Source organism: Muricoccus roseus, assembly GCF_900141905.1.
Classification (GTDB): Bacteria; Pseudomonadota; Alphaproteobacteria; order Acetobacterales; family Acetobacteraceae; genus Roseomonas; species Roseomonas rosea.
Genome location: NZ_FQZF01000003.1, coordinates 230,854 through 248,804 on the forward strand (window position 1 = coordinate 230,854; position 17,951 = coordinate 248,804).

Below are 17,951 nucleotides of genomic sequence, written 5' to 3' on the forward strand. Positions count from 1 at the left end.
GGATTCGGCGGAAGGGCCGGGCCTTCCGCCCGGCCATGCGTCATTCGGCCGCCAGCGCGACCTGGTCCAGGACCTTGCCGTCCCTGGTCACCGGCACCCCGTCCAGCATCACGGTGCAGTGGCGGAGCGGGATGTCGATATGGCAGGGCGTGTTGCGCGTGCCGCCCGCCTCGGTGTTCGGCCCCAGGGAGAAGAGGAAGTTGCCCGCGAAGGCACGCGCATCCATTCCGATCGTCTGCTCGCGGTCATACAGGGAAAGAACGGACCAGCGCGCCCTGTCCTGCAACCCCCAGCCGATATGCGAGATCGCATAGGCCTCCGGGTCCTTGAAGCTCTCCATGTAGTCCTTCAGCAGGTCGGCATCGAGCCCACCCTCGATGCTCGTGGCGTAGCCATCCTTCACCGTCAGCACGATCCTGTCCTGCACATAGGACTTCTGCGGCAGCAGGATGTCGCCGCGGTCGATCACGATGGTGCCGTTCGACTTGCCCTCATTCGGCCAGGTGGCGAGAAAGCCGCTGGGCCAGTGGTCCCAGCGCCCGGGCGCATCGACGAAGCCGTATTCCTCGAGCAGCGGATACTCGCCCACCGCGCAGCGCAGATCCGTGCCGGCGGGCGATGTCACATGCATCTCCTTCGCCGCCTTCAGCTTCTCCGCCGCCGCTTTCACGCGGATCTTGTCCTCCATGCTGGGCACCAGCCGCGCCAACACCTCGGGCGGCTCCACCGCGAGCAGCATGCGCGTGCCGGATTCCAGGATCTCGCCCTGTTCCGGGGAGAAGAGCAGCAGCATGAGGTCGAGCACGAGGTCGCTCGCCTTCAGCGCCGCCATGCCGGCCGGGTTCCCGGTCAGCGGCGTGTCACCCACGAAGGCCAGCGCGTCGCGGCTCAGGGAAGCCTCGCCATTCACCGGCGGCAGGTCTAGCCGGTTGACGATGGCCCCCATGCCCCGCGCGGCCACCATGGCGGTCGAAAGGGTCTGCGGATGCGTTGTCGGGCCCGTGAGCACCGTCACCACCTCACCGGATTTCAGCTGCGAGAGGGTGAGGACCTTCTTCCAGGCCTCGATCATGTCCGCATCGCTGATGGGCATGGGGCTGCGCCTTTCCGCTGGAACTAACTGAGCGTACAGTTATGAAATCCGGAACGGGAAGCGGAAAACAGCCTGACAACTTGGCGATCTCGGCCTTCCCGTTCCGATCCCGCCCATCTTGCATGCATCCGGCAGGACAGGTGACCATTTCCTGCACAGGATGAGGGACAGTCCATGGACCAGCATTTCTACGAACCCCGCCTTGGCCATGGCCTGCCCCATGATCCCTTCAAGGCCATCGTCGCGCCGCGTCCCATCGGCTGGATCACCACGGTGGATGCGGAAGGCCGGGTGAACCTCGCCCCGTACAGCTTCTTCAACGCCTTCAACTCCAACCCGCCCATCGTCGGCTTCGCCAGCGAAGGCCGCAAGGACAGCCTGCGCAATGTGGAGGCCATTGGCGAGTTCGTCTGCAACCTCGCCACGCGGCCGCTGGCCGAGATGGTGAACCGCAGCAGCATCCCCCTGCCCCATGGCGAATCCGAGATGAGCTTCGCGGGGATCGAGGCCGCCCCGTCCCGCCTGGTGAAACCGCCTCGCGTCGCGAACACGCCCGCCGCGCTGGAATGCCGCGTGCTGCAGATCGTGCCGCTGAAGAACCTCGAAGGCGCGGAGGTGAACACGCATCTCGTGCTCGGCCAGGTGGTCGGCGTGCATATCGACCGCACCTATCTGAAGGACGGCATCTTCGACATCCGGGCGGCCCGCCCGATCGGCCGCTGCGGCTATCGCGGTGACTATGCGGAAGTGGGCGAGATGTTCGAGATGATCCGCCCCACCCTGCCGTGATGCGCCGATGCGGATGACGCTCGAACAGCTCCGCGTCTTCGTCGCCGTGGCGGAACGCCAGCACGTCACCCGCGCGGCGGAAGCGCTGCACCTCACCCAGTCCGCCGCCAGCGCCGCGATCGCGGCGCTGGAGGTCCGCAGCGGCGTGCGGCTATTCGACCGCGTCGGCCGCGGCATCGAGCTCACCGGCGCCGGCCGCGCCTTCCTGCCGGAAGCGCGCGCCGTCCTCGCCCGCGCGGAGGCGGCGGAGGCGGTACTGGCGGAACTGGCCGGCCTCGGGCGCGGCATCCTGCCGGTCCATGCCAGCCAGACCATCGCCAGCTACTGGCTGCCCCGCCACCTCGTCGCCTTCCGCCGCGCCCATCCCGGCATCGCCGTGCCACTTTCCATCGGCAACACGGCCCAGGTCGCGGCGGCGGTCAGCGCGGGCACGGCGGAACTCGGCTTCGTGGAAGGCGCGCTGGACGAGCCGCTCCTCCTCGCCCGCACCGTGGCCATGGACCAGCTTGTCGTGGTCGTCGCGCCCGCCCATCCCTGGGCCACGCACCCGCCGGCCGACCTCGCCGCGCTGGCGCGGGACGGCGAATGGGTGCTGCGCGAAAAGGGCTCCGGCACGCGCTCCGCCTTCGAGGATTCCCTTCGCGCCAGTGGGCTGGAACCGCAGGCGCTGAAGGTCACGCTGGAACTGCCCTCCAACGAATCCGTGCGCGGCGCGGTGGAGGCCGGGCTCGGCGCCACCGCGATCTCCGCCTCGGTCGCCGCGCCCAGCATCGAAGCCGGGCTGCTCCACCGCGTGCCCATCGCCCTGCCCGAGCGCGCCTTCCAGGTGGTGTGGCACCGCGACCGCCCCCCCAGCCGCGCGGCCCAGGCCCTGCTCGCTCTGCTGCCCGCGGAGGCGGAGCCTAGGCCACGCCAAGCAGCCGGATCAGCCCCAGGCTGATCACGCCCAGCACCAGCAGCGAGGCCACGGCCGAGGCCGTCACCCGCCCGCCCGAGCGCGCCACCGTCCGCACATCCACCCCAAGTCCCAGCGCCGCCATGGAGAGGATGGTCAGCGCCGTGGCCAGCAACGCCATCGGGCCCAGCAGGAAGCCTGGCACCAGCCCGAGGGAGCGAAGGGCTGCCAGGCCGAGGAAGCCGATGATGAACCAGGGCACCAGCCGGTGCAGGGGCGGGCGGCCCGGCGCCGGGCGGTCCCCGGCCGTCACCTCGCCGGGGGCCGCCGGCTCCTCCCGCAGGCGCGGGGCCAGCAGGGAAAGGACCAGCACCACCGGCCCGAGCATCAGCACGCGCACCAGCTTCACCAGCGTGCCCACCTGCACGCTCAACGCGCCCACCGGCGCCGTGGCCGCCAGAACCTGCGGCACGGCATAGACGGTCAGTCCCGCCAGGACGCCATACTGCTCCAGGCTCAGACCCAGCACCGGCACCAGCAGCGGCAGGCTGAGCACCACCACCACGCCCAGCACCGCCGTGAAGGCAATGGAGGAGGCCACGTCCTCCCCGTCCGCCCCGACCACCGGCGCCACCGCCGCGATGGCCGAATTGCCGCAGATGGAATTGCCGCAGGCCACCAGCACCGCCATCCGCCGGGGCAGGCCGAACAGCCGGCACAGCCCGTAGCTGACGGTGATCGCCACCGCGACCACCACCGCGATGCCCAGCAGCAGCCACGGCCCGACCGTGAGGATCGTCGCCGCACTCAGCGAGGCACCGAGCAGCACCACCGCCACCTCCAGCAGCATCTTGGCCGAGAAATCGATCCCGGGCTTCCAGCGAGGCCCCGGCTTCCAGGCGGTCCGCACCACCGTGCCCAGCAGGATGGCCAGCACGAGCGCCTCCAGCCAAGCGCGGCCGAACAACGCCTCCTCCACCCGCGCCAGCCCCAGGGCGGCCAGCGTCACCCCGGCACAGAGCAGGATTCCGGGCATCAGGCGCGAAAAGGATTTGGTGAGCGGCATCAGGGGCTTCCTTGGGCGGCCGGGAAGCTGAGCTGCCGGGAGCCATTCATCAAACAGATGGGATCGATGAAACCAAACTGTAATACTGATGAATTCTCAGGGCCGTGCGGCTACTTCGTCCCGAACAGCCGGTCGCCCGCATCCCCGAGCCCCGGGCGGATATAGGCATGCTCATCAAGCGCCCGGTCCACCGCGCAGGCGAAAACCGGCACGTCCGGATGCGCCGCCGCCAGCACCGAAAGCCCCTCCGGCACCGCCAGCAGGCAGGCGAAGCGCAGGTTGTTGCAGCCCGCGGCCTTCAGCCGGCCCAGCGCGGCCGAGGCCGAATGGCCCGTCGCCAGCATCGGGTCCACCACGATCACCAGCCGCTCCGCCACGTCCTCGGGCAGCTTCAGATAGTACTCGACCGGCCGCTGTGTCGCCGGGTCCCGGTAGAGCCCCACATGCCCCACGCGCGCGGAGGGCACGAGGTCCAGCATCCCCGAGGCGATCCCGTCCCCCGCCCGCAGGATGGAGACGATGCACAGCTTCTTGCCGGCGATGGAGGGCGCCATCATCGGCTCCAGCGGAGTGTCGATCGGCACGCGCTCGATCGGCAGGTCCCGCGTCAGCTCATAGGCCATCAACAGGCTGACCTCGCGCGCCAGCGAGCGGAACTCGCCCGTGGAGGTCTCCCGCCGCCGCATGATGGTCAGCTTGTGCTGCACCAACGGGTGGGTGAGCACGGTCAGCCTGGGATGAAAGGTCTGGTCCATGGTCGCGCGGCTCCCTCTCGCCCGCGGCCCCTGGCTCGGCGCCGCGCCGCCCCCATAGCGCGCCGACGTGGCGCCAAGCCAGGGGCCCGCCCGGCGAAACCGCCGGCCCTCCATGCGCGCCCGGGTGTCGCCAGCACGGCCCGATGGGGTCTATAGGGGCCGCCCATGCGCCGGGCCCTCCACCCGCGCCGGCGCACCGCGCCCACGGCCCGCCCGCCGGCCCCGCGCCACGAAGGACCCGCCCTCGATGGACCAGCAGCCCCAGACCACCGACGCGCTGCCCTCAGCCCTCGACGACGCCCGCAAGACCCTGGGCCTGGAGGCGGAAGGGCTGGAGGCGCTGTGCGACGCCCTGGACGGCCCGCTGGGCGCCCGCTTCGAGGAGGCCGTCACCGCCATCGGCCAGGCCGGCGGCCGCGTGATCGTCACCGGAATGGGCAAGTCCGGCCATGTCGGCCGCAAGATCGCGGCGACCTTCGCCTCCACGGGCACCCCCGCCTATTTCGTCCACCCGGCCGAGGCCAGCCACGGCGACCTTGGCATGATCGGCGACGACGACGTCGTCCTCGCCCTCTCCTGGTCCGGGGAGGCGCCGGAACTGGCGGATACCATCGCCTATGCCCGGCGCTGGGGAATCACCCTCATCGCCATCACCTCCCGCGCCACCGGCGCGCTCGGCGCGGCGGCCGATATCCCCCTGATCCTGCCGATCATGCCGGAGGCGTGCCCGAACGGCCTAGCGCCCACCACCTCCACCACCATGCAGATGGCCATCGGCGACGCGCTCGCCGTCGCCCTCCTCTCCCGCCGCGGCTTCTCGGCCCAGGACTTCCGGCGCTTCCACCCCGGCGGCAAGCTCGGCTCCCAGCTCCGCAAGGTGCGGGAGGTGATGCACACGGGCGACGCCGTGCCGACGGTGGCGGAGAACGCCACTCTCTCCCGCGCCATCATGGAAATGACCGGCAAGCGCTTCGGCACCACCGCCGTAGTGGACGACCAAGGCCAGCTCGTGGGCGTGGTGACGGACGGCGACCTCCGCCGCGCCTTCCAGGCCGGCTTCAAGGACGGGCCGGTGCGCGAGGCCATGTCCCGCCAGCCCCGCACCATCGGGCCCGACGCACTGGCCGAGGAGGCGCTGTCCCTGATGAACGAGCGCCGCATCACCAGCCTTTTCGTGCTGGAGAACGGCCGGCCGGCCGGGATCCTGCACCTGCACGACCTGCTGCGGATCGGGGTGGCCTGAGCTCGGCGCACTCTGTGTTCTGAACTGACGGTCTATCCCGGGGAGAGGACGAAGGAATTCTTCCTCTCCCCGGACCCCTCACCATCATCTTTTTCTTTGAGTTGAAATCACTCGGTTGCCGGTGCGCCTGAGGTCTTGGACCTCAGGCGACTGCAAAGCCAGAATCAGCACCCTACAACCAGAGACCCCACTAATCCGGGGCATCCACGGCAGTCCGATCGCGGGGTCCGGGGTGGCCGCGGCCACCCCGGCGAAGGGGGTCTGGGGGAAGCGGCGCTTCCCCCGGCCGCGTCTAGACCGCCCCCGCCTCCGCCAGCTCCACCGCGCGTCCCAGATCGACGCTGAGCAGCCGTGAGACCCCGCGTTCCTGCATCGTCACGCCGTAGAGCCGGTGCATCTTCGCCATGGTCAGCGGATGGTGGGTGACAACGAGGAAGCGCGTGCCGCCTTCCGTCATCGCCTCCAGCAGGTTGCACAGCCGCTCGACATTCGCGTCGTCCAGCGGCGCGTCCACCTCGTCGAGCACGCAGACCGGCGCCGGCTGGCACTTGAACACGGCGAAAATGAGCGAAAGCGCCGTCAGCGCCTGCTCCCCGCCTGACAGCAGCGAGAGCGAGGAGAGCTTCTTGCCCGGCGGCTCGGCATAGATCTCCAGCCCGGCATCGAGGATATCGTCGGAGCCGACCAGCGCCAGATGCGCCCGGCCGCCGCCGAACAGGCGCGTGAACAGCGCGCGGAACTCGCCGTCCACCCGCTCGAACACGGCGCGCAGCCGCTCCCGCCCCTCGCGGTTCAGATGCCCGATGGAGCCGCGCAGCTTGGCGATGGCGTGGCCGATCTCCTCGCGTTCCTTCTCCAGGTTGGCCAGGCGCTCCTCCACCTCCGCCATCTCCACCTCGGCGCGGAGGTTGACGGGGCCCATCTCCTCGCGCTCGCGGGCCAGGCGCTCCGCCTTGCGGCGGGCCTTCTCCTCGGCGGCGTCGGACAGGTCCTCGGGCGGCTCGGGCAGCTCGGTATCCGGACCCAGCCGCTCCAGGATGCGGGTCGCGACCGAGCGTCCCTCATCCTCGGCACGGGCCGCGGCGCCGTCGGCGCGGGCCTGGGCCTCGCGGGCGGCGGCGAAGGCGGCATCGGCCAGGCGGCGGGCCTCGGCCGATTCGCGGGCTTCCGTCTCGGCGGCGGCCAGGGCCTGGGCGGCCTCGGCATGGGCGGCCTCCACCTCCGCCAGCATCCGGGCGGCGCTCGCCAGCAGCGCCGCGGCTTCCTCCGGCGCCTCGGCGGCGGCAGCGGCCTCGATGGCCGCGGCCTCCTGGCGCGCACTCAGCTCGATCAGCCGGGCGGCGGCATCGGCCCGCCGGCCGGCCCAAGAGGCCGCTTCTTCCTCCAGCGCCGCGCGCCGTTCGGAAAGCCGCTCGGCCTCGGCCTCCAGCGCCAGCCGGGCGGCGCGGGCCTCGGCCTCCTCGCGCCGGGCCTCGGCCAGGGCCGTGCGGGCCGCCAGGGCCAGCGCGCGCGCCTGTTCGGGATCGGCGTTCCCCGCCCCGGCCTCCTCGACGGCGGCGCGGGTGGCCTCGGCCTCGGCGCGCTGCTCCGCCAGGCGGGCGATCTGCGGCTCCAGCGCAGCCAGCCGGCCCTCCGCCGCCGCCGCGCGGGCCGCGAGGGCGGATTGGGCGCTGCGCGCCGCATCCAGCCGGTTCTCCGCCGCGCGACGGGCCTGGCGGGCCGCTTCCTCGGCCGCCGTAGCATTCCGCAGCGCCGCCACGGCCGCATCCCGCGCGGCACGGGCGGCCGCGGCATCCGGCACGGCAGCCTGGGCGGCCTTCGCGGCGTCCAGCAGCGTCTCGGCCTCGGCACGCTCGGCCGCGGCCCGCTCCAGCGCGGGCGCCAGGGCGGTCAGCCGGCTATCGGCCAGCGCCGCGCTGGCGGCGAGGCGGGAGGCCTCCTGCCGCGCACGCCCCAACCGCGCCTCCGCCTCGCGCCGGGCGTTGCGGGCGGCCTGCTCGGCGGCCGATGCCGCGGCCTCGGCGGTCCTGGCGGCCTCGGCCCCGGCGCGGGCCGTGGCGAGGGCGGCCTCGGCCGCATCCCGGGCGGCTTCCCGCGCGCGCAGGCGGTTGCGCTGGCGCAGGCGCTCGGCCCCGGCGCTCGGCGCGCCCGGATTCGCCCCATGCCCGTCCCAGCGCCAGAAGCCGCCGCTACGGGCGACCAGCGCCTGGCCGGGCGCGAGCGTGGCCTGCATCGCCGGCCCGCGCGCCTCATCCTCGATCAACCCGATCTGCGATAGCGCCCTCGCCAGCTCCGGCGGCGCCTGGACGAGATCGGCGAGCGGCGTGGCCCCTTCCGGCAGGGGGCGCGGCCCATCCAGCGGCGGCAGGCTGCGCCAATGGCGCGGCGCCTTGGGGTCGGCCGGGGATTCCAGCGCCTCCCCGAAGGCCGCGCCCAGCGCGGCTTCCAGCCCCGGCGGCACGGCCACGGAATCGAGAATCGGCGCGGCCGTCCCGCTATCTCCGGCCCGCAAGAGGGCGGCGAGGCCCTGGGCCTCGGCAGCGGCGCGGGCACGGGTGGCGCCCGCCTCGGATTCAGCGGACCGCGCGCGGGAAAGGGCCGAGGCGGCGGCGGAACGGGCCAGTTCGGCATCGGTCAGCGCCTCCGCCGCGGCCTCGGCGGCCCGGGCGGCCTCGGCCTCCTCGCGGCGGGCGGCCTCCTGGCGCTCAGCCGGGATGCAGGCGGCCAGGGCCTGCTCATGCTCCCGCTTCAGCCGCTCATGGCCCTCGGTCGCGCGGCGGGCGCGCTCTGCGGCGGCCCGTGCGGCCTCGCGGGCGGCCGCTTCGTCGGCCTCGGCGGCGGCGGCGGCGCGACGGGCATCGGCCTCCGCGGCGGCCGCGGCGGCACGCGCCGCCTCGGCTCGCTCGAAGTCGCCGCGGGCGGTCGCCAGCGCGGCATCGGCATTCCCGGCCTCCGCCGCGGCGCTGGAAAGCGCCTCGGGCGAGACATTGGCCGCTCGCGCCTTGGCGCGCTCCTCCTCCAGCCGGGCCGATTCGGCCTCCAGCCGGCGCAGATTCGCCTCGGCGGCGCGGCGCGCATCCTGGAACCGCTCGAAGGCCAGCGCGGCCTCGGCGGCGGCCTCGGCCGCGCGCTCCGCCTCGGCCTCCGCCCCGCGGGCGGCATCCTCCGCCAGGGCGAGGCGCTCGGCCACCGCCTCGGCGCGGGCCGGCAGCCCGGCCAGCGTGGCCGCGATCTCCTGCGCCTCAGCCGTCAGCCGGGCCTCGGCGGTCTCGGCATCATGCACCACCGTGCTGGCATGGGCGTGGTCGGCCTGGATCTGGGCCAGGCGCCCCGCGGCGGCGTCCAGCGCGGCGCGGGCGCGGGCCTCGGCGGCGGCCAGCCCCTCGCCCTCCACCCGGCGGCGCTCCAGCGCGGTGCGGGCATGGGCCTCGGCGGCGCGGGGGCCGGGAAGCGCCATCTCGGCCGCATGGGCGCGGCGGGTGGCGGCCTCGGCGGCGGCCTCGGCGGCCTTGGTGGCGGCACGCGCGGCGTCCAGCGCATGGCGGGCCGAAAGCAGCTGCCCCTCGGCGCGGGCGGCCAGCAAGGCCATCCACTCCGCCTCGGCCGCGCGGGTCAGGCCGGAGAGGTTACGGTAGCGGGCGGCCTGGCGGGCCTGCTTCCGCAGGTTTTCCCGCTGCGTCTCCAGCTGGGTCCGCAGGTCGTCGGCGCGGGTGAGGTTGTTCTCGGCCTGGCGCAGCTTCAGCTCCGCCTCGTGCCGCCGCGCGCGGAGGCCGGCGGTGCCCGCCGCCTCCTCAAGCACGCCCCGCCGCTCCTCCGGCTTGGCGCCGATCAGCGCGGCGACGCGCCCCTGGCTGACCATGCCCGAGGCCCGGGCGCCGGAGCCGATATCGGCGAAGAGCGTCGCCACATCGCGCCCGCGCGCTTCCTTGCCGTTGATCCGGTAGCCCGTGCCGGCGCCACGCTCGATCCGGCGGGTGATCTCCAGCTCCGCCGCCTCGGCATTCGGGGGCGGGGCGAGGCCTGCGGCCTCCTCCAGGCTCAGGGTCACCTCGGCTTGGTTGCGGCCGGCGCGGGTGGAGGTTCCGGCGAAGATGACGTCGTCCATCTCGCCGCCGCGCATGTGGCGGGCGTTGGATTCGCCCATGGCCCAGCGCAGGGCCTCCACGACATTCGACTTGCCGCAGCCATTGGGGCCCACGATGCCCGTCAGCCCCGGGAGCACCTCCACCGTGGTGGCCTCGGCGAAGGACTTGAAACCGGCGATCCGAAGGCGGGAGAGGGTGGCGGTGCGCGGCTTGCGCGGACCGTCCTCCTCCTCCGGAGCCCCCTCCCCATCCGCCCCGGCCACCGCTTCGGAAGCCGCGGCTTCGGCAGCGGCGGCTTCGGCGGCGGGGGACCCGGGCGCCCCGCCCTCGGCGGCAGGCGCGGCCCCCTTCGCCGCGGGGTCGGCCGCCGCCTCCCCCGCCGGGCTTTCCAGGGCCTCGGCCCCGGCCATCTCGACGGGGTTGTTGTCCATCAGCTGCCGGAGACGCCCGCCAGCTCGGCGAAGCGCTCATAGGTCAGGCTGCCGGGGCTCGGGCGGCCGTTGAACACGAAGGTCGGGGTGGAGCTCACCTGATGCTCCTGCTGCCCCTTCATGCGCATCTCCAGGATGCCGCGCTGCAGGGCCTGGTCGGCCAGCGCCGCGTCCACCTGCGCGCGGCTCATCCCGGCCAGCGCCGCCACCTTGGCGATCTCGCCGATATTGTCGGCGCCGCGCGCGAAGGCCCAGCGATCCTGCGAGGTGAAGAGGGCGCTCACGAAGCCCTCATAGCGCTCCGCCGGAAGGGAGCGGGCGACGACGGCGGCGGCCAGGGCCAGCTGGTCCAGCGGGAAGTCGCGCCATACCAGGCGCAGCTTGCCCGCCTCCACCAGCCGAGATTTCACCTGAGGCCAGGTCTGGTTGTGGAAGGCCGCGCAATGGGAGCAGGTGAGGGAGAAATACTCGATCACCGTCACAGGCGCGTCCGCCCGGCCCGCCGAGCGCTCGCCCAGGCGGGGGTCGGCCGCGTTGCTTCCCTGCGCCAGCGCCAGGCCGGGGGCAAGGGCGAGCATGGGAGTGGCCAGGAAGAGGTGGCGGCGGGCGATGCTCATCGGTCCGGGAATTCCGTCCTGTTTCGGCTGTCGGGGTGTCGCGTCTCGGGGGCTCGATAGACCCCGCGCGCCAATCTTGCCAGCGCATCCCGCAGTTCGGGGCTACCGACCGTATCCAGCGCGCCACGAACGGTTTCGGGAAGCGGCGCGGCCGCCAGGCGCCGAACGGCGGCCGGCACGGCGGGCGCCTGCTGGACGAATCGGAGCGTCTGCACCGTCACGGAGCCCAGCGCCGCATTCACCCGGCTGATGAGCTGAGGCGCCAGATGCTGCAGCTCCATCGCCACCGGGCCGGAGCAGCCGATGGTCAGCGTGCCCGCGGTCAGCCGCTTCGGCACCGTCACGGCGGCGATGGCGGGGCCGACCACCCCCGCCCAGTCGGCCATCAGCAGGGCGCCCGCCGGGCTGCGCTTCTTGAAGGCGGGGCGGGTCAGGCGCGGGATGAAGCCCCCCAGCGGCCGCAGGCCCAGATCGGGCCGGCGCGGATCCAGCATCGCCGCCGGGCGGGCGGAAGCCGCGCCGGCCTCGGCCCCTCCAGCGTTCGATGCCGGGGGCTTCGCCGCCGGGCCTTCCGCCGACGCCTTGGCGGGAACCGCGCGGCGCGCGCGCGCGCGCATGGCGGTCGGGGGGCTTGCCTCCGCCCCCGTCCCGCCCTCCCTTGCTCCCGTTTTGCCAGCCGCCATTCCCACTCCCCCGCCCGCCGGCCCGCTCCTGGCCTGGTATGACCGCCACCGCCGCACCCTGCCCTGGCGCGCCGGCCCGGCCACGGGCGCGATGCCAGGCGAGCCCGATCCATACCGCATCTGGCTCTCGGAGGTGATGCTTCAGCAGACCACCGTGGCCGCGGTGGGCCCGCGCTACGCCCGCTTCCTCGCCCGCTTCCCGGATGTCCAGGCACTGGCCGAGGCACCCTGGGAGGATGTGGCGGCCGAATGGGCCGGGCTGGGCTACTATGCCCGGGCCAGGAACCTGCACGCCGCCGCCAAGGCCGTCGCCGGGCGCGGCGGCTTCCCGGATACGGAGGCCGGCCTTCGCGAGTTGCCGGGCATCGGCGCCTATACCGCTGCCGCCATCGCCGCCATCGCCTTCGGCCGCCCGACCGTGCCGGTGGATGGCAATGTGGAACGGGTGGTGGCGCGGCTCCTGGCCATCCGCGAGCCCCTGCCCGGCGCGCGGCGGCTGATCGCCCCCATCGCGGCCCGATTCATGGAGCAGGCCGAGCCGCGCGCCCGCCCCGGCGACTTCGTGCAGGCGCTGTTCGACCTCGGCGCCACCCTCTGCACCCCCCGGCGCCCGGCCTGCGCCCTCTGCCCCTGGCGGGGGGACTGCGAGGCCCAGCGGCAGGGGATCCAGGAGAGCCTGCCGGCGAAGACGCCCAAGGCGGCGCGAAAGCAGCGCCACGGGCTGCACTTCCTCGCCCGGGACCCCGCCGGGCGCCTGCTGTTGCGCCACCGGCCGCCCGAGGGGCTGCTGGGCGGGATGCTGGAAATTCCCGGCGCGCCCTGGCGGGAGGCGCCCTGGAGCCTGGAGGAAGCCCTGCCCCACGCCCCCCTGCCCGGCCTGGCCTGGGCCCTGCGGCCGGGCCTGGCGCATCATGGCTTCACCCATATGGACCTCGACATGCGCCTGGCCGAAGCATCCGCGCCGGCCGGGCCCGCCCCGCCGGGCATGGGCTGGATGGAACCCGCGGTGGCCCTGGCCGCCCTGCCCACCGCCATTCGCCGCCTGCTTCCCCTGGCCGATCCCCCGCTTGCCGAAGGGCCGGAGCCCATGGCAAGCCGCCCTTCCGGAGCGCGAGGCGCCCGGAAGAAGGGAATTCGAGCATGAACGCCATCCAGGGATTCGCCGCGCGGCCGGCACTCCGCTTCTGGTCGATGGCCCTGATGGGCTCCGCCGTGCTGGCGGCCTCGGCGCAGGTGAGCCTGCCCATGTGGCCGGTGCCCGCCACGCTGCAGACCCTGGCCGTGCTGCTGCTCGGCGCGCTGGGCGGCTCGCGCATGGGCGCCGCAGCCGTGCTGCTCTACCTGGCCGAGGGCGCGCTGGGCCTGCCGGTCTTCGCCCATGGCACCGCCGGCCCCGCCGTGCTGATGGGCCCGACCGCCGGCTTCCTGCTCGGCTTCGTCGCCTCGGCCTGGATCGCGGGCCTGGCCGGGCGCGGCGCGCTGCGCCAGGGCCTGGTGCTGACCGCCGCCCATCTCGCCGTCTTCGTGCCGGGCGTGCTCTGGCTCTCCACCTTCACCGGGCTGGAGAAGGCCTGGATGGCCGGCTTCCTCCTCTTCGTGCCGGGCACGGCGGTGAAGACGGCCCTCGCCTTCGCCACGCTGCGGGCGCTGCGCCGGGGCTGATCCCGGCACCATCGAAGCGCGGTTGAACCGCCCGCCCCGGCTTCCCGGGGCGGGCGGCTTCCGTTTCGGGCCTCGCGCCCCGGCCGCCATCGGCATGGCCGGCCATGACGAGCATCATCTTCACAGGATGCTTATCGATTCGAAGGCAGACTCAGTGGGGGGCGGCGTGCATAGTTGCGCCGCCACCAGGTTTGACCCCCTACGATCCCTGCCGGAGAATATCCTCCCGCGCAGAAGCGAAGGAGCAGGACGATCACCGCCATGCAGCCCGCCGGCGAGAACGACACACCGGGCAGGACAGGCGAAGAGGCGGCGCGCCAACTGGCCGTGGCGGCCTACCAGGCCTCAGGCGTCGAGCCGGGCGCGGATCTGGACCAGATCGCCGAGATGGCGGCGAACATCTTCGAGGCGCCGATGGCGCTGATCAACCTGCTCACGGCGAATGAGCTTCTCGTCGTCGCGCGCCATGGCTGCTCGTTCCAGAGCGTGCCCCGACAGATCTCCTTCTGCACGCACACGATCCAGCACGATGCCGTGCTCGTCGTGCCCGACACGGCGAGCGACATCCGCTTCGCGCGCAACCCGCTGGTGACCGAGGGGCCCACCATCCGCTTCTATGCCGGTGCGCCGCTCGTCAGCCCTCTGGGCGGGCACCGGATCGGCACGGTCTGCATCCTCGACACGAAGCCCCGCCCGCCGCTGGACGAGCGGCAGCGGAACCTGCTGCAGAGCCTCGCCGCGATGGTGATGGACCGCATGGAGATGCGCCGGCTGGACGGCGCACGCCGCGACGGGCTCGCGCGCTTCTCCCGCGTGACGGCGGCTCTGCCGAGCGCGGTGATCTGCGCCGACGACGCCGGCCGCGTGACCCATTGGAACGAGGCGGCGGAACGCCTCTTCGGCTGGACGGCCGAGGAGGCCGTCGGCGGGCCGGCCGACCGCATCCTCCCCGCGTCGGACCGCGCCTCCCACGCCGCGCGCCTGCTGCGCCTGTCCGAAACCGGCGGCTCGCCGAACCATGCGCCGATCGAGGTCACCGTGCAGCGCCGCGACGGCGGCGTCTTCCTGGCGGAGATGACGCTGGCCTGCTGGCGGGAGGGTAACGGGCACATGGCCTCGGCCGCCATCCTGAGGGACGTGACCCAGCGGCGCCAGGCCGAGCGCCGCCTGCGCCACCTGGCACATCACGACCCCCTGACCGGCCTCGCCAACCGCGTGCTGCTCTCTGAGGCGCTCCAGCGCTCGCCGCGTTCCAGCCCCTGCTCCCTGATCCTGCTGGACCTGGACGGGCTGAAGCATGTGAACGACGCCTTCGGCCATGAGGTGGGCGATGCGCTGCTCCAGGAAGCCGCCACGCTGATGGAGCGCTGCCTCGACCGGCGCGGGCTCCTCGCGCGGCTGGGCGGGGATGAGTTCGCGGTGCTGCTGCGGGGCGACGCAGCCATGGCCGCCGCCATCGAAGCCGAGCTGCGCGAAACCCTCGCCACCGAGTCCTTCCGGCTGCGGGACCGCAACTTCCGCCTCCTCGCCAATACCGGCTACGCCACCGCGCCCGGGCTGCAGGCCGATACGCTGCTCGCCAATGCCGACCTCGCCCTGCATCGCGCCAAGGCCCAGGGCAGTGGCACCGGCCTGGCCTACCAGCCGGCGATGCGGGCCGAATACCAGGCGCGGCGCACGCTCGAGGAAGAGCTGGAGCGCGCGGTGGAGAACGGGGAATTTACCCTGTTCTACCAGCCGCAGATCCGCCTGGCAGATGGCCGGATGACAGGGGCGGAGGCGCTGCTGCGCTGGCACCATCCCAGCCGTGGCCTGCTCGCCCCCGGCGCCTTCCTGCATGTGCTGGAGGCGAGCCCCCTGGCGGGCCGCGTCGGCGACTGGGCGCTCGACCAGGCCTGCCGCCAGGGCGCTGCCTGGCGCGGCGCGGGGCTTCCGCTTCGGATTGGCGTCAATCTCTTCGCCGAACAGCTCCGCCTCAGCGGCCTGGACGGAAAGGTGGAGGCCGCGCTGCGGCGGCACGGGCTGCCCCCCACGGCGCTGGAACTGGAGCTGACCGAGACGATCGTGCTGCGGAAGGCCGATTCGCAGCTGGAGCCGCTGCGCCGGTTGCACGCCATGGGCACCGGCATCGCCCTCGACGATTTCGGCACCGGCTACGCCTCGCTCTCCACACTCAAGCGCTTCCCCCTCACCCGGCTGAAGATCGACCGCAGCTTCGTCACCGAGATCGCGACCGACCGGCATGACGGCGCCATCGTGGAGGCGCTGCTCTCCCTCGGCCGGAACCTGGGGCTGGAGGTCATCGCCGAGGGAATCGAGACCGTGGAGCAGGAGGCCGCGCTGCGCGGCCGCGGATGCGAGGCCGGGCAGGGTTACCTCTACGGCCAGCCGATGCCGCCCGATGAGCTGCTGGCCCTCGCCCAGGCGCGCCACGCGGCCTGACGCGCAGCGGCGCGGCCAAGGCTAGCCCAGCGCCGAGGCATCCACGCCCAGCCGAGCCGCGTGGGCGCGGAGAGACTCTGCAAGTGCCGCGGAAACCCGCACCCCCTCCGCCTCGGCCCTGGCGATCAGCCGGGCGGCCTTCTCGCCCGGCAGGCGCACGGGCGCGGCGGGGTCGATCGGCGGGTTGGCATGGACCTGCCCGGCCAGGAAATCCATCTGGGCCAGGAAGGCGTCGCGCCCCGCGAAAGCCTCGGGGTCGAGGAGCTGGAGGAAGACATTGGCGCCCCAACGCGTCGGCGCCTCGCGCCGCCCGTGGCCCGCCAGCCCGCCCGTCAGCGCCTCGACCATCAACGCCAGGCCGAAGCCCTTATGGCCCGATTCCACGCCGCCCAGCAGCATGAGGCTTCCCCGTTTCTCCCCCTTCTCGACCACGGAGGGGTCGCGGCTCGGCCGCCCCTCATGGTCCAGCACCCAGGGATGCTCGAACAGCTCGCCCGCCGCCGTCTTCTCCCGCGTCAGGGACAGCGTGGTGACCGAGGCGCAGATATCGACCAGCACGGGAGAATCGCTGGTGGGGAAACCGATGGCGAAGGGGTTGGGGCTGAACAGCCCCGCCTTGCCGCCGAAGGGCGCGACTATTTTTGTATGCGGCCCGGAGGAAGCGATGATCGCGAGGTAGCCGCGATCCGTCGCCTGCTTCGCGAGCGCCGCGAGGCAGCCGATGTGATGGCTCCGCCGGATGGCGAAGGTGACGGTGCCGTGCCGCGGCAGGCGCTCGAAGCCGAGGTGCAGGGCGCGTTCCATCAGCCACAGGCCCGGCCGGTAGCCGCCATCCCAGACGATGGTGCCGCCCGCGTCGCGCAGCGTCTCCGGCTCTCCCTTCCCCTCCATCAACCCCCGCTCGATCTGCTCGAGATAGGGGCCGACCTGGGCGAGGCCATGGGTGTGGCGGCCCATCATGTCCGTCAGCACCAGCAGCCGCCCCATCGCCTCCGCCTTGCCCTCATCCAGCCCGGCGGCGGCGAAGAGGCCAGCGGCGAGGCGGGCCAACCCGTCATGCGGATGCAGCGAAGCGGGAGTGGTCATCGGAATGGTTCCGGCGAGGGGCCATGGGGCGCCGCCACGGGCGGCGGGCGCCCGCGGAACACGCGTGTCATGTGGAGCGAACGGGGCGGCCCCGGCGGAGCCGCCCGGGCGGCGCTAGTCGAGCCGCACGTTGTTGGCGCGGATCAGCCGCGTATAGGTCTCGGTGGTCGAGGTCAGCCAGCTGCGGAAGGCATCCGGCCCCTCGGTGCGCGGCTCGGCGCCCAGGTCCTTCAGCCGGGCGGCGATGGCGGGCAGCGCGACGATCGCGTTCAGCTCCCTGTGCAGGCGCTCGATCATCGGGCGGGGTGTGTTGCCCTGCACCATGATGCCCTGCCAGGTGCCCGCATCCGCCGCCGGCCAGCCGATTTCCCGGAAGGTCGGCACGTTCGGCAGGGAGGCGAGGCGGTGCTGGCCGGTGACGGCGACCGCGCGCATCTGGTTGTTCACCGCATAGGGCTGCGCCTGGGTGGCGCCGGCGATGGTCAGGTCGGCCTCGCCCGAGACCACGGCGGTCAGCGCCGGGGCGCCGCCGCGATAGGGCACATGCGTCATCTCCTTGCCCCAGGCATCGGCCAGCTCGATCAGGGTGAGGTGAGAGGCGGTGCCGACGCCCGAATTTCCGCCGTTCAGCGGCCGCGGGGCGGATTTCGCATAGGCCGCGAGCGCGCGCGCATCCTGCACGGGCAGCGCATTCGCCACGCCGAGGATGTAGGGCGCGTAGATCAGCATGGTGACCGGCGCGAGGTCTTTCGCATTGTCGAAGGGCAGGCGCGGGAAGAGCGCGGGGTTGGTCGCGATGGTCGTCACGTCCATCAGCAGCAGCGTGTGGCCGTCCGGCGGGCTCTTGGCGACGACATCGGCGCCGATATTGCCGCCGGCACCGGCGCGGTTCTCGACCACCACGTTCTGGCCGAGCACGCGGGTCAGCTCCGGCGCGATCAGCCGCGCGAGGATGTCGCTCGTCCCGCCCGGCGCGTTGGGCACGATGATGCGGAGCGTGTGGTCGAAATTCTGGGCTCGGACCGCGGGCGCCGCGAGCGTGGAGAAGGCGCTGGCGGCAAGGCTGGTGCGGAGAAGGTCGCGGCGCTGCATCTCGATCGTTTC

14 protein-coding genes are annotated in these 17,951 nt (G+C 73.2%); 6 read left to right on the forward strand and 8 right to left on the reverse strand.

The window, feature by feature from the left end; translation table 11 throughout:
- Positions 1-40: 40 nt before the first annotated feature.
- Complete coding sequence (locus BUB97_RS03445; protein WP_073131456.1) at positions 41-1,093, reverse strand: 2,5-dihydroxypyridine 5,6-dioxygenase NicX family protein; 1,053 nt, start codon at positions 1,091-1,093, stop codon at positions 41-43.
- A gap of 174 nt (positions 1,094-1,267) precedes the next feature.
- Between BUB97_RS03445 and BUB97_RS03450 the strand changes: the two genes are divergently transcribed.
- Together BUB97_RS03450 and BUB97_RS03455 are read left to right on the forward strand one after the other, a co-directional pair.
- Entirely contained in the window at positions 1,268-1,882 is a 615-nt protein-coding gene (locus tag BUB97_RS03450; RefSeq protein ID WP_073131458.1) for a flavin reductase family protein, read from the forward strand.
- Between the two features lie 13 nt (positions 1,883-1,895).
- Positions 1,896-2,822 carry a LysR family transcriptional regulator gene (locus BUB97_RS03455; protein WP_073131631.1) on the forward strand — a complete coding sequence of 309 codons (927 nt, stop codon included), beginning with the start codon at positions 1,896-1,898 and terminating at the stop codon, positions 2,820-2,822.
- Here the strand turns inward: BUB97_RS03455 and BUB97_RS03460 are convergent.
- On the reverse strand, positions 2,785-3,843 hold the full coding sequence (locus BUB97_RS03460) for a YeiH family protein (protein WP_073131460.1): 1,059 nt from the start codon (positions 3,841-3,843) through the stop codon (positions 2,785-2,787). The genes BUB97_RS03455 and BUB97_RS03460 overlap by 38 nt on opposite strands.
- 110 nt (positions 3,844-3,953) lie before the next feature.
- Positions 3,954-4,598 carry a uracil phosphoribosyltransferase gene (gene upp, locus BUB97_RS03465; RefSeq protein ID WP_073131463.1) on the reverse strand — a complete coding sequence of 215 codons (645 nt, stop codon included), beginning with the start codon at positions 4,596-4,598 and terminating at the stop codon, positions 3,954-3,956.
- Positions 4,599-4,845: 247 nt separating this feature from the next.
- On the opposite strand from upp, the gene BUB97_RS03470 reads away from it, so the two are divergent.
- A complete protein-coding gene (locus tag BUB97_RS03470; RefSeq protein ID WP_073131466.1) occupies positions 4,846-5,841 on the forward strand; it encodes a KpsF/GutQ family sugar-phosphate isomerase in 996 nt (331 codons plus the stop codon).
- Positions 5,842-6,133: 292 nt separating this feature from the next.
- On the opposite strand, the gene BUB97_RS03475 is transcribed toward BUB97_RS03470, so the two are convergent.
- The 3 genes from BUB97_RS03475 to BUB97_RS03485 are packed head-to-tail and all read right to left on the reverse strand — an operon-like array spanning position 6,134 to position 11,591.
- Positions 6,134-10,357, reverse strand: coding sequence for a chromosome segregation SMC family protein (locus BUB97_RS03475; RefSeq protein WP_245818170.1), 4,224 nt, complete (start codon positions 10,355-10,357; stop codon positions 6,134-6,136).
- Positions 10,357-10,974 carry a DsbA family protein gene (locus tag BUB97_RS03480; protein WP_073131468.1) on the reverse strand — a complete coding sequence of 206 codons (618 nt, stop codon included), beginning with the start codon at positions 10,972-10,974 and terminating at the stop codon, positions 10,357-10,359. Before BUB97_RS03480 ends, BUB97_RS03475 begins: the two co-directional genes overlap by 1 nt.
- Complete coding sequence (locus BUB97_RS03485) at positions 10,971-11,591, reverse strand: DUF721 domain-containing protein (protein WP_245818172.1); 621 nt, start codon at positions 11,589-11,591, stop codon at positions 10,971-10,973. The genes BUB97_RS03480 and BUB97_RS03485 overlap by 4 nt, the downstream gene beginning before the upstream one ends.
- Before the next feature lie 52 nt (positions 11,592-11,643).
- Here BUB97_RS03485 and BUB97_RS03490 point away from each other — a divergent pair, with 52 nt between their 5' ends.
- The 3 genes from BUB97_RS03490 (at position 11,644) to BUB97_RS03500 (ending at position 15,761) form a co-directional block, all read left to right on the forward strand.
- Positions 11,644-12,801, forward strand: coding sequence for an A/G-specific adenine glycosylase (locus tag BUB97_RS03490; RefSeq protein ID WP_245818174.1), 1,158 nt, complete (start codon positions 11,644-11,646; stop codon positions 12,799-12,801).
- Complete coding sequence (locus BUB97_RS03495; RefSeq protein ID WP_073131473.1) at positions 12,798-13,319, forward strand: biotin transporter BioY; 522 nt, start codon at positions 12,798-12,800, stop codon at positions 13,317-13,319. Before BUB97_RS03490 ends, BUB97_RS03495 begins: the two co-directional genes overlap by 4 nt.
- Positions 13,320-13,580: 261 nt before the next feature.
- Positions 13,581-15,761, forward strand: coding sequence for a sensor domain-containing phosphodiesterase (locus BUB97_RS03500; RefSeq protein WP_073131475.1), 2,181 nt, complete (start codon positions 13,581-13,583; stop codon positions 15,759-15,761).
- A 21-nt stretch (positions 15,762-15,782) separates the two neighbouring features.
- On the opposite strand, the gene BUB97_RS03505 is transcribed toward BUB97_RS03500, so the two are convergent.
- Positions 15,783-16,847 (reverse strand): Ldh family oxidoreductase, encoded by a 1,065-nt coding sequence (locus BUB97_RS03505; protein WP_073131477.1) that lies wholly within the window; start codon positions 16,845-16,847, stop codon positions 15,783-15,785.
- Between the two features lie 114 nt (positions 16,848-16,961).
- Entirely contained in the window at positions 16,962-17,939 is a 978-nt protein-coding gene (locus BUB97_RS03510) for a Bug family tripartite tricarboxylate transporter substrate binding protein (RefSeq protein WP_073131478.1), read from the reverse strand.
- Positions 17,940-17,951 lie beyond the last annotated feature (12 nt).

Bases quoted from the DNA above. Each gene is read 5' to 3' on its own strand.
- BUB97_RS03500 (WP_073131475.1), top strand. From the start codon at position 13,581: ATGCAGCCCGCCGGCGAGAACGACACACCGGGCAGGACAGGCGAAGAG.
- BUB97_RS03480 (WP_073131468.1), bottom strand. From the start codon at position 10,974: ATGAGCATCGCCCGCCGCCACCTCTTCCTGGCCACTCCCATGCTCGCC.
- BUB97_RS03470 (WP_073131466.1), top strand. From the start codon at position 4,846: ATGGACCAGCAGCCCCAGACCACCGACGCGCTGCCCTCAGCCCTCGAC.
- upp (WP_073131463.1), bottom strand. From the start codon at position 4,598: ATGGACCAGACCTTTCATCCCAGGCTGACCGTGCTCACCCACCCGTTG.
- BUB97_RS03455 (WP_073131631.1), top strand. From the start codon at position 1,896: ATGACGCTCGAACAGCTCCGCGTCTTCGTCGCCGTGGCGGAACGCCAG.
- BUB97_RS03475 (WP_245818170.1), bottom strand. From the start codon at position 10,357: ATGGACAACAACCCCGTCGAGATGGCCGGGGCCGAGGCCCTGGAAAGC.
- BUB97_RS03445 (WP_073131456.1), bottom strand. From the start codon at position 1,093: ATGCCCATCAGCGATGCGGACATGATCGAGGCCTGGAAGAAGGTCCTC.
- BUB97_RS03485 (WP_245818172.1), bottom strand. From the start codon at position 11,591: ATGCGCGCGCGCGCGCGCCGCGCGGTTCCCGCCAAGGCGTCGGCGGAA.
- BUB97_RS03510 (WP_073131478.1), bottom strand. From the start codon at position 17,939: ATGCAGCGCCGCGACCTTCTCCGCACCAGCCTTGCCGCCAGCGCCTTC.
- BUB97_RS03505 (WP_073131477.1), bottom strand. From the start codon at position 16,847: ATGACCACTCCCGCTTCGCTGCATCCGCATGACGGGTTGGCCCGCCTC.
- BUB97_RS03460 (WP_073131460.1), bottom strand. From the start codon at position 3,843: ATGCCGCTCACCAAATCCTTTTCGCGCCTGATGCCCGGAATCCTGCTC.
- BUB97_RS03495 (WP_073131473.1), top strand. From the start codon at position 12,798: ATGAACGCCATCCAGGGATTCGCCGCGCGGCCGGCACTCCGCTTCTGG.
- BUB97_RS03450 (WP_073131458.1), top strand. From the start codon at position 1,268: ATGGACCAGCATTTCTACGAACCCCGCCTTGGCCATGGCCTGCCCCAT.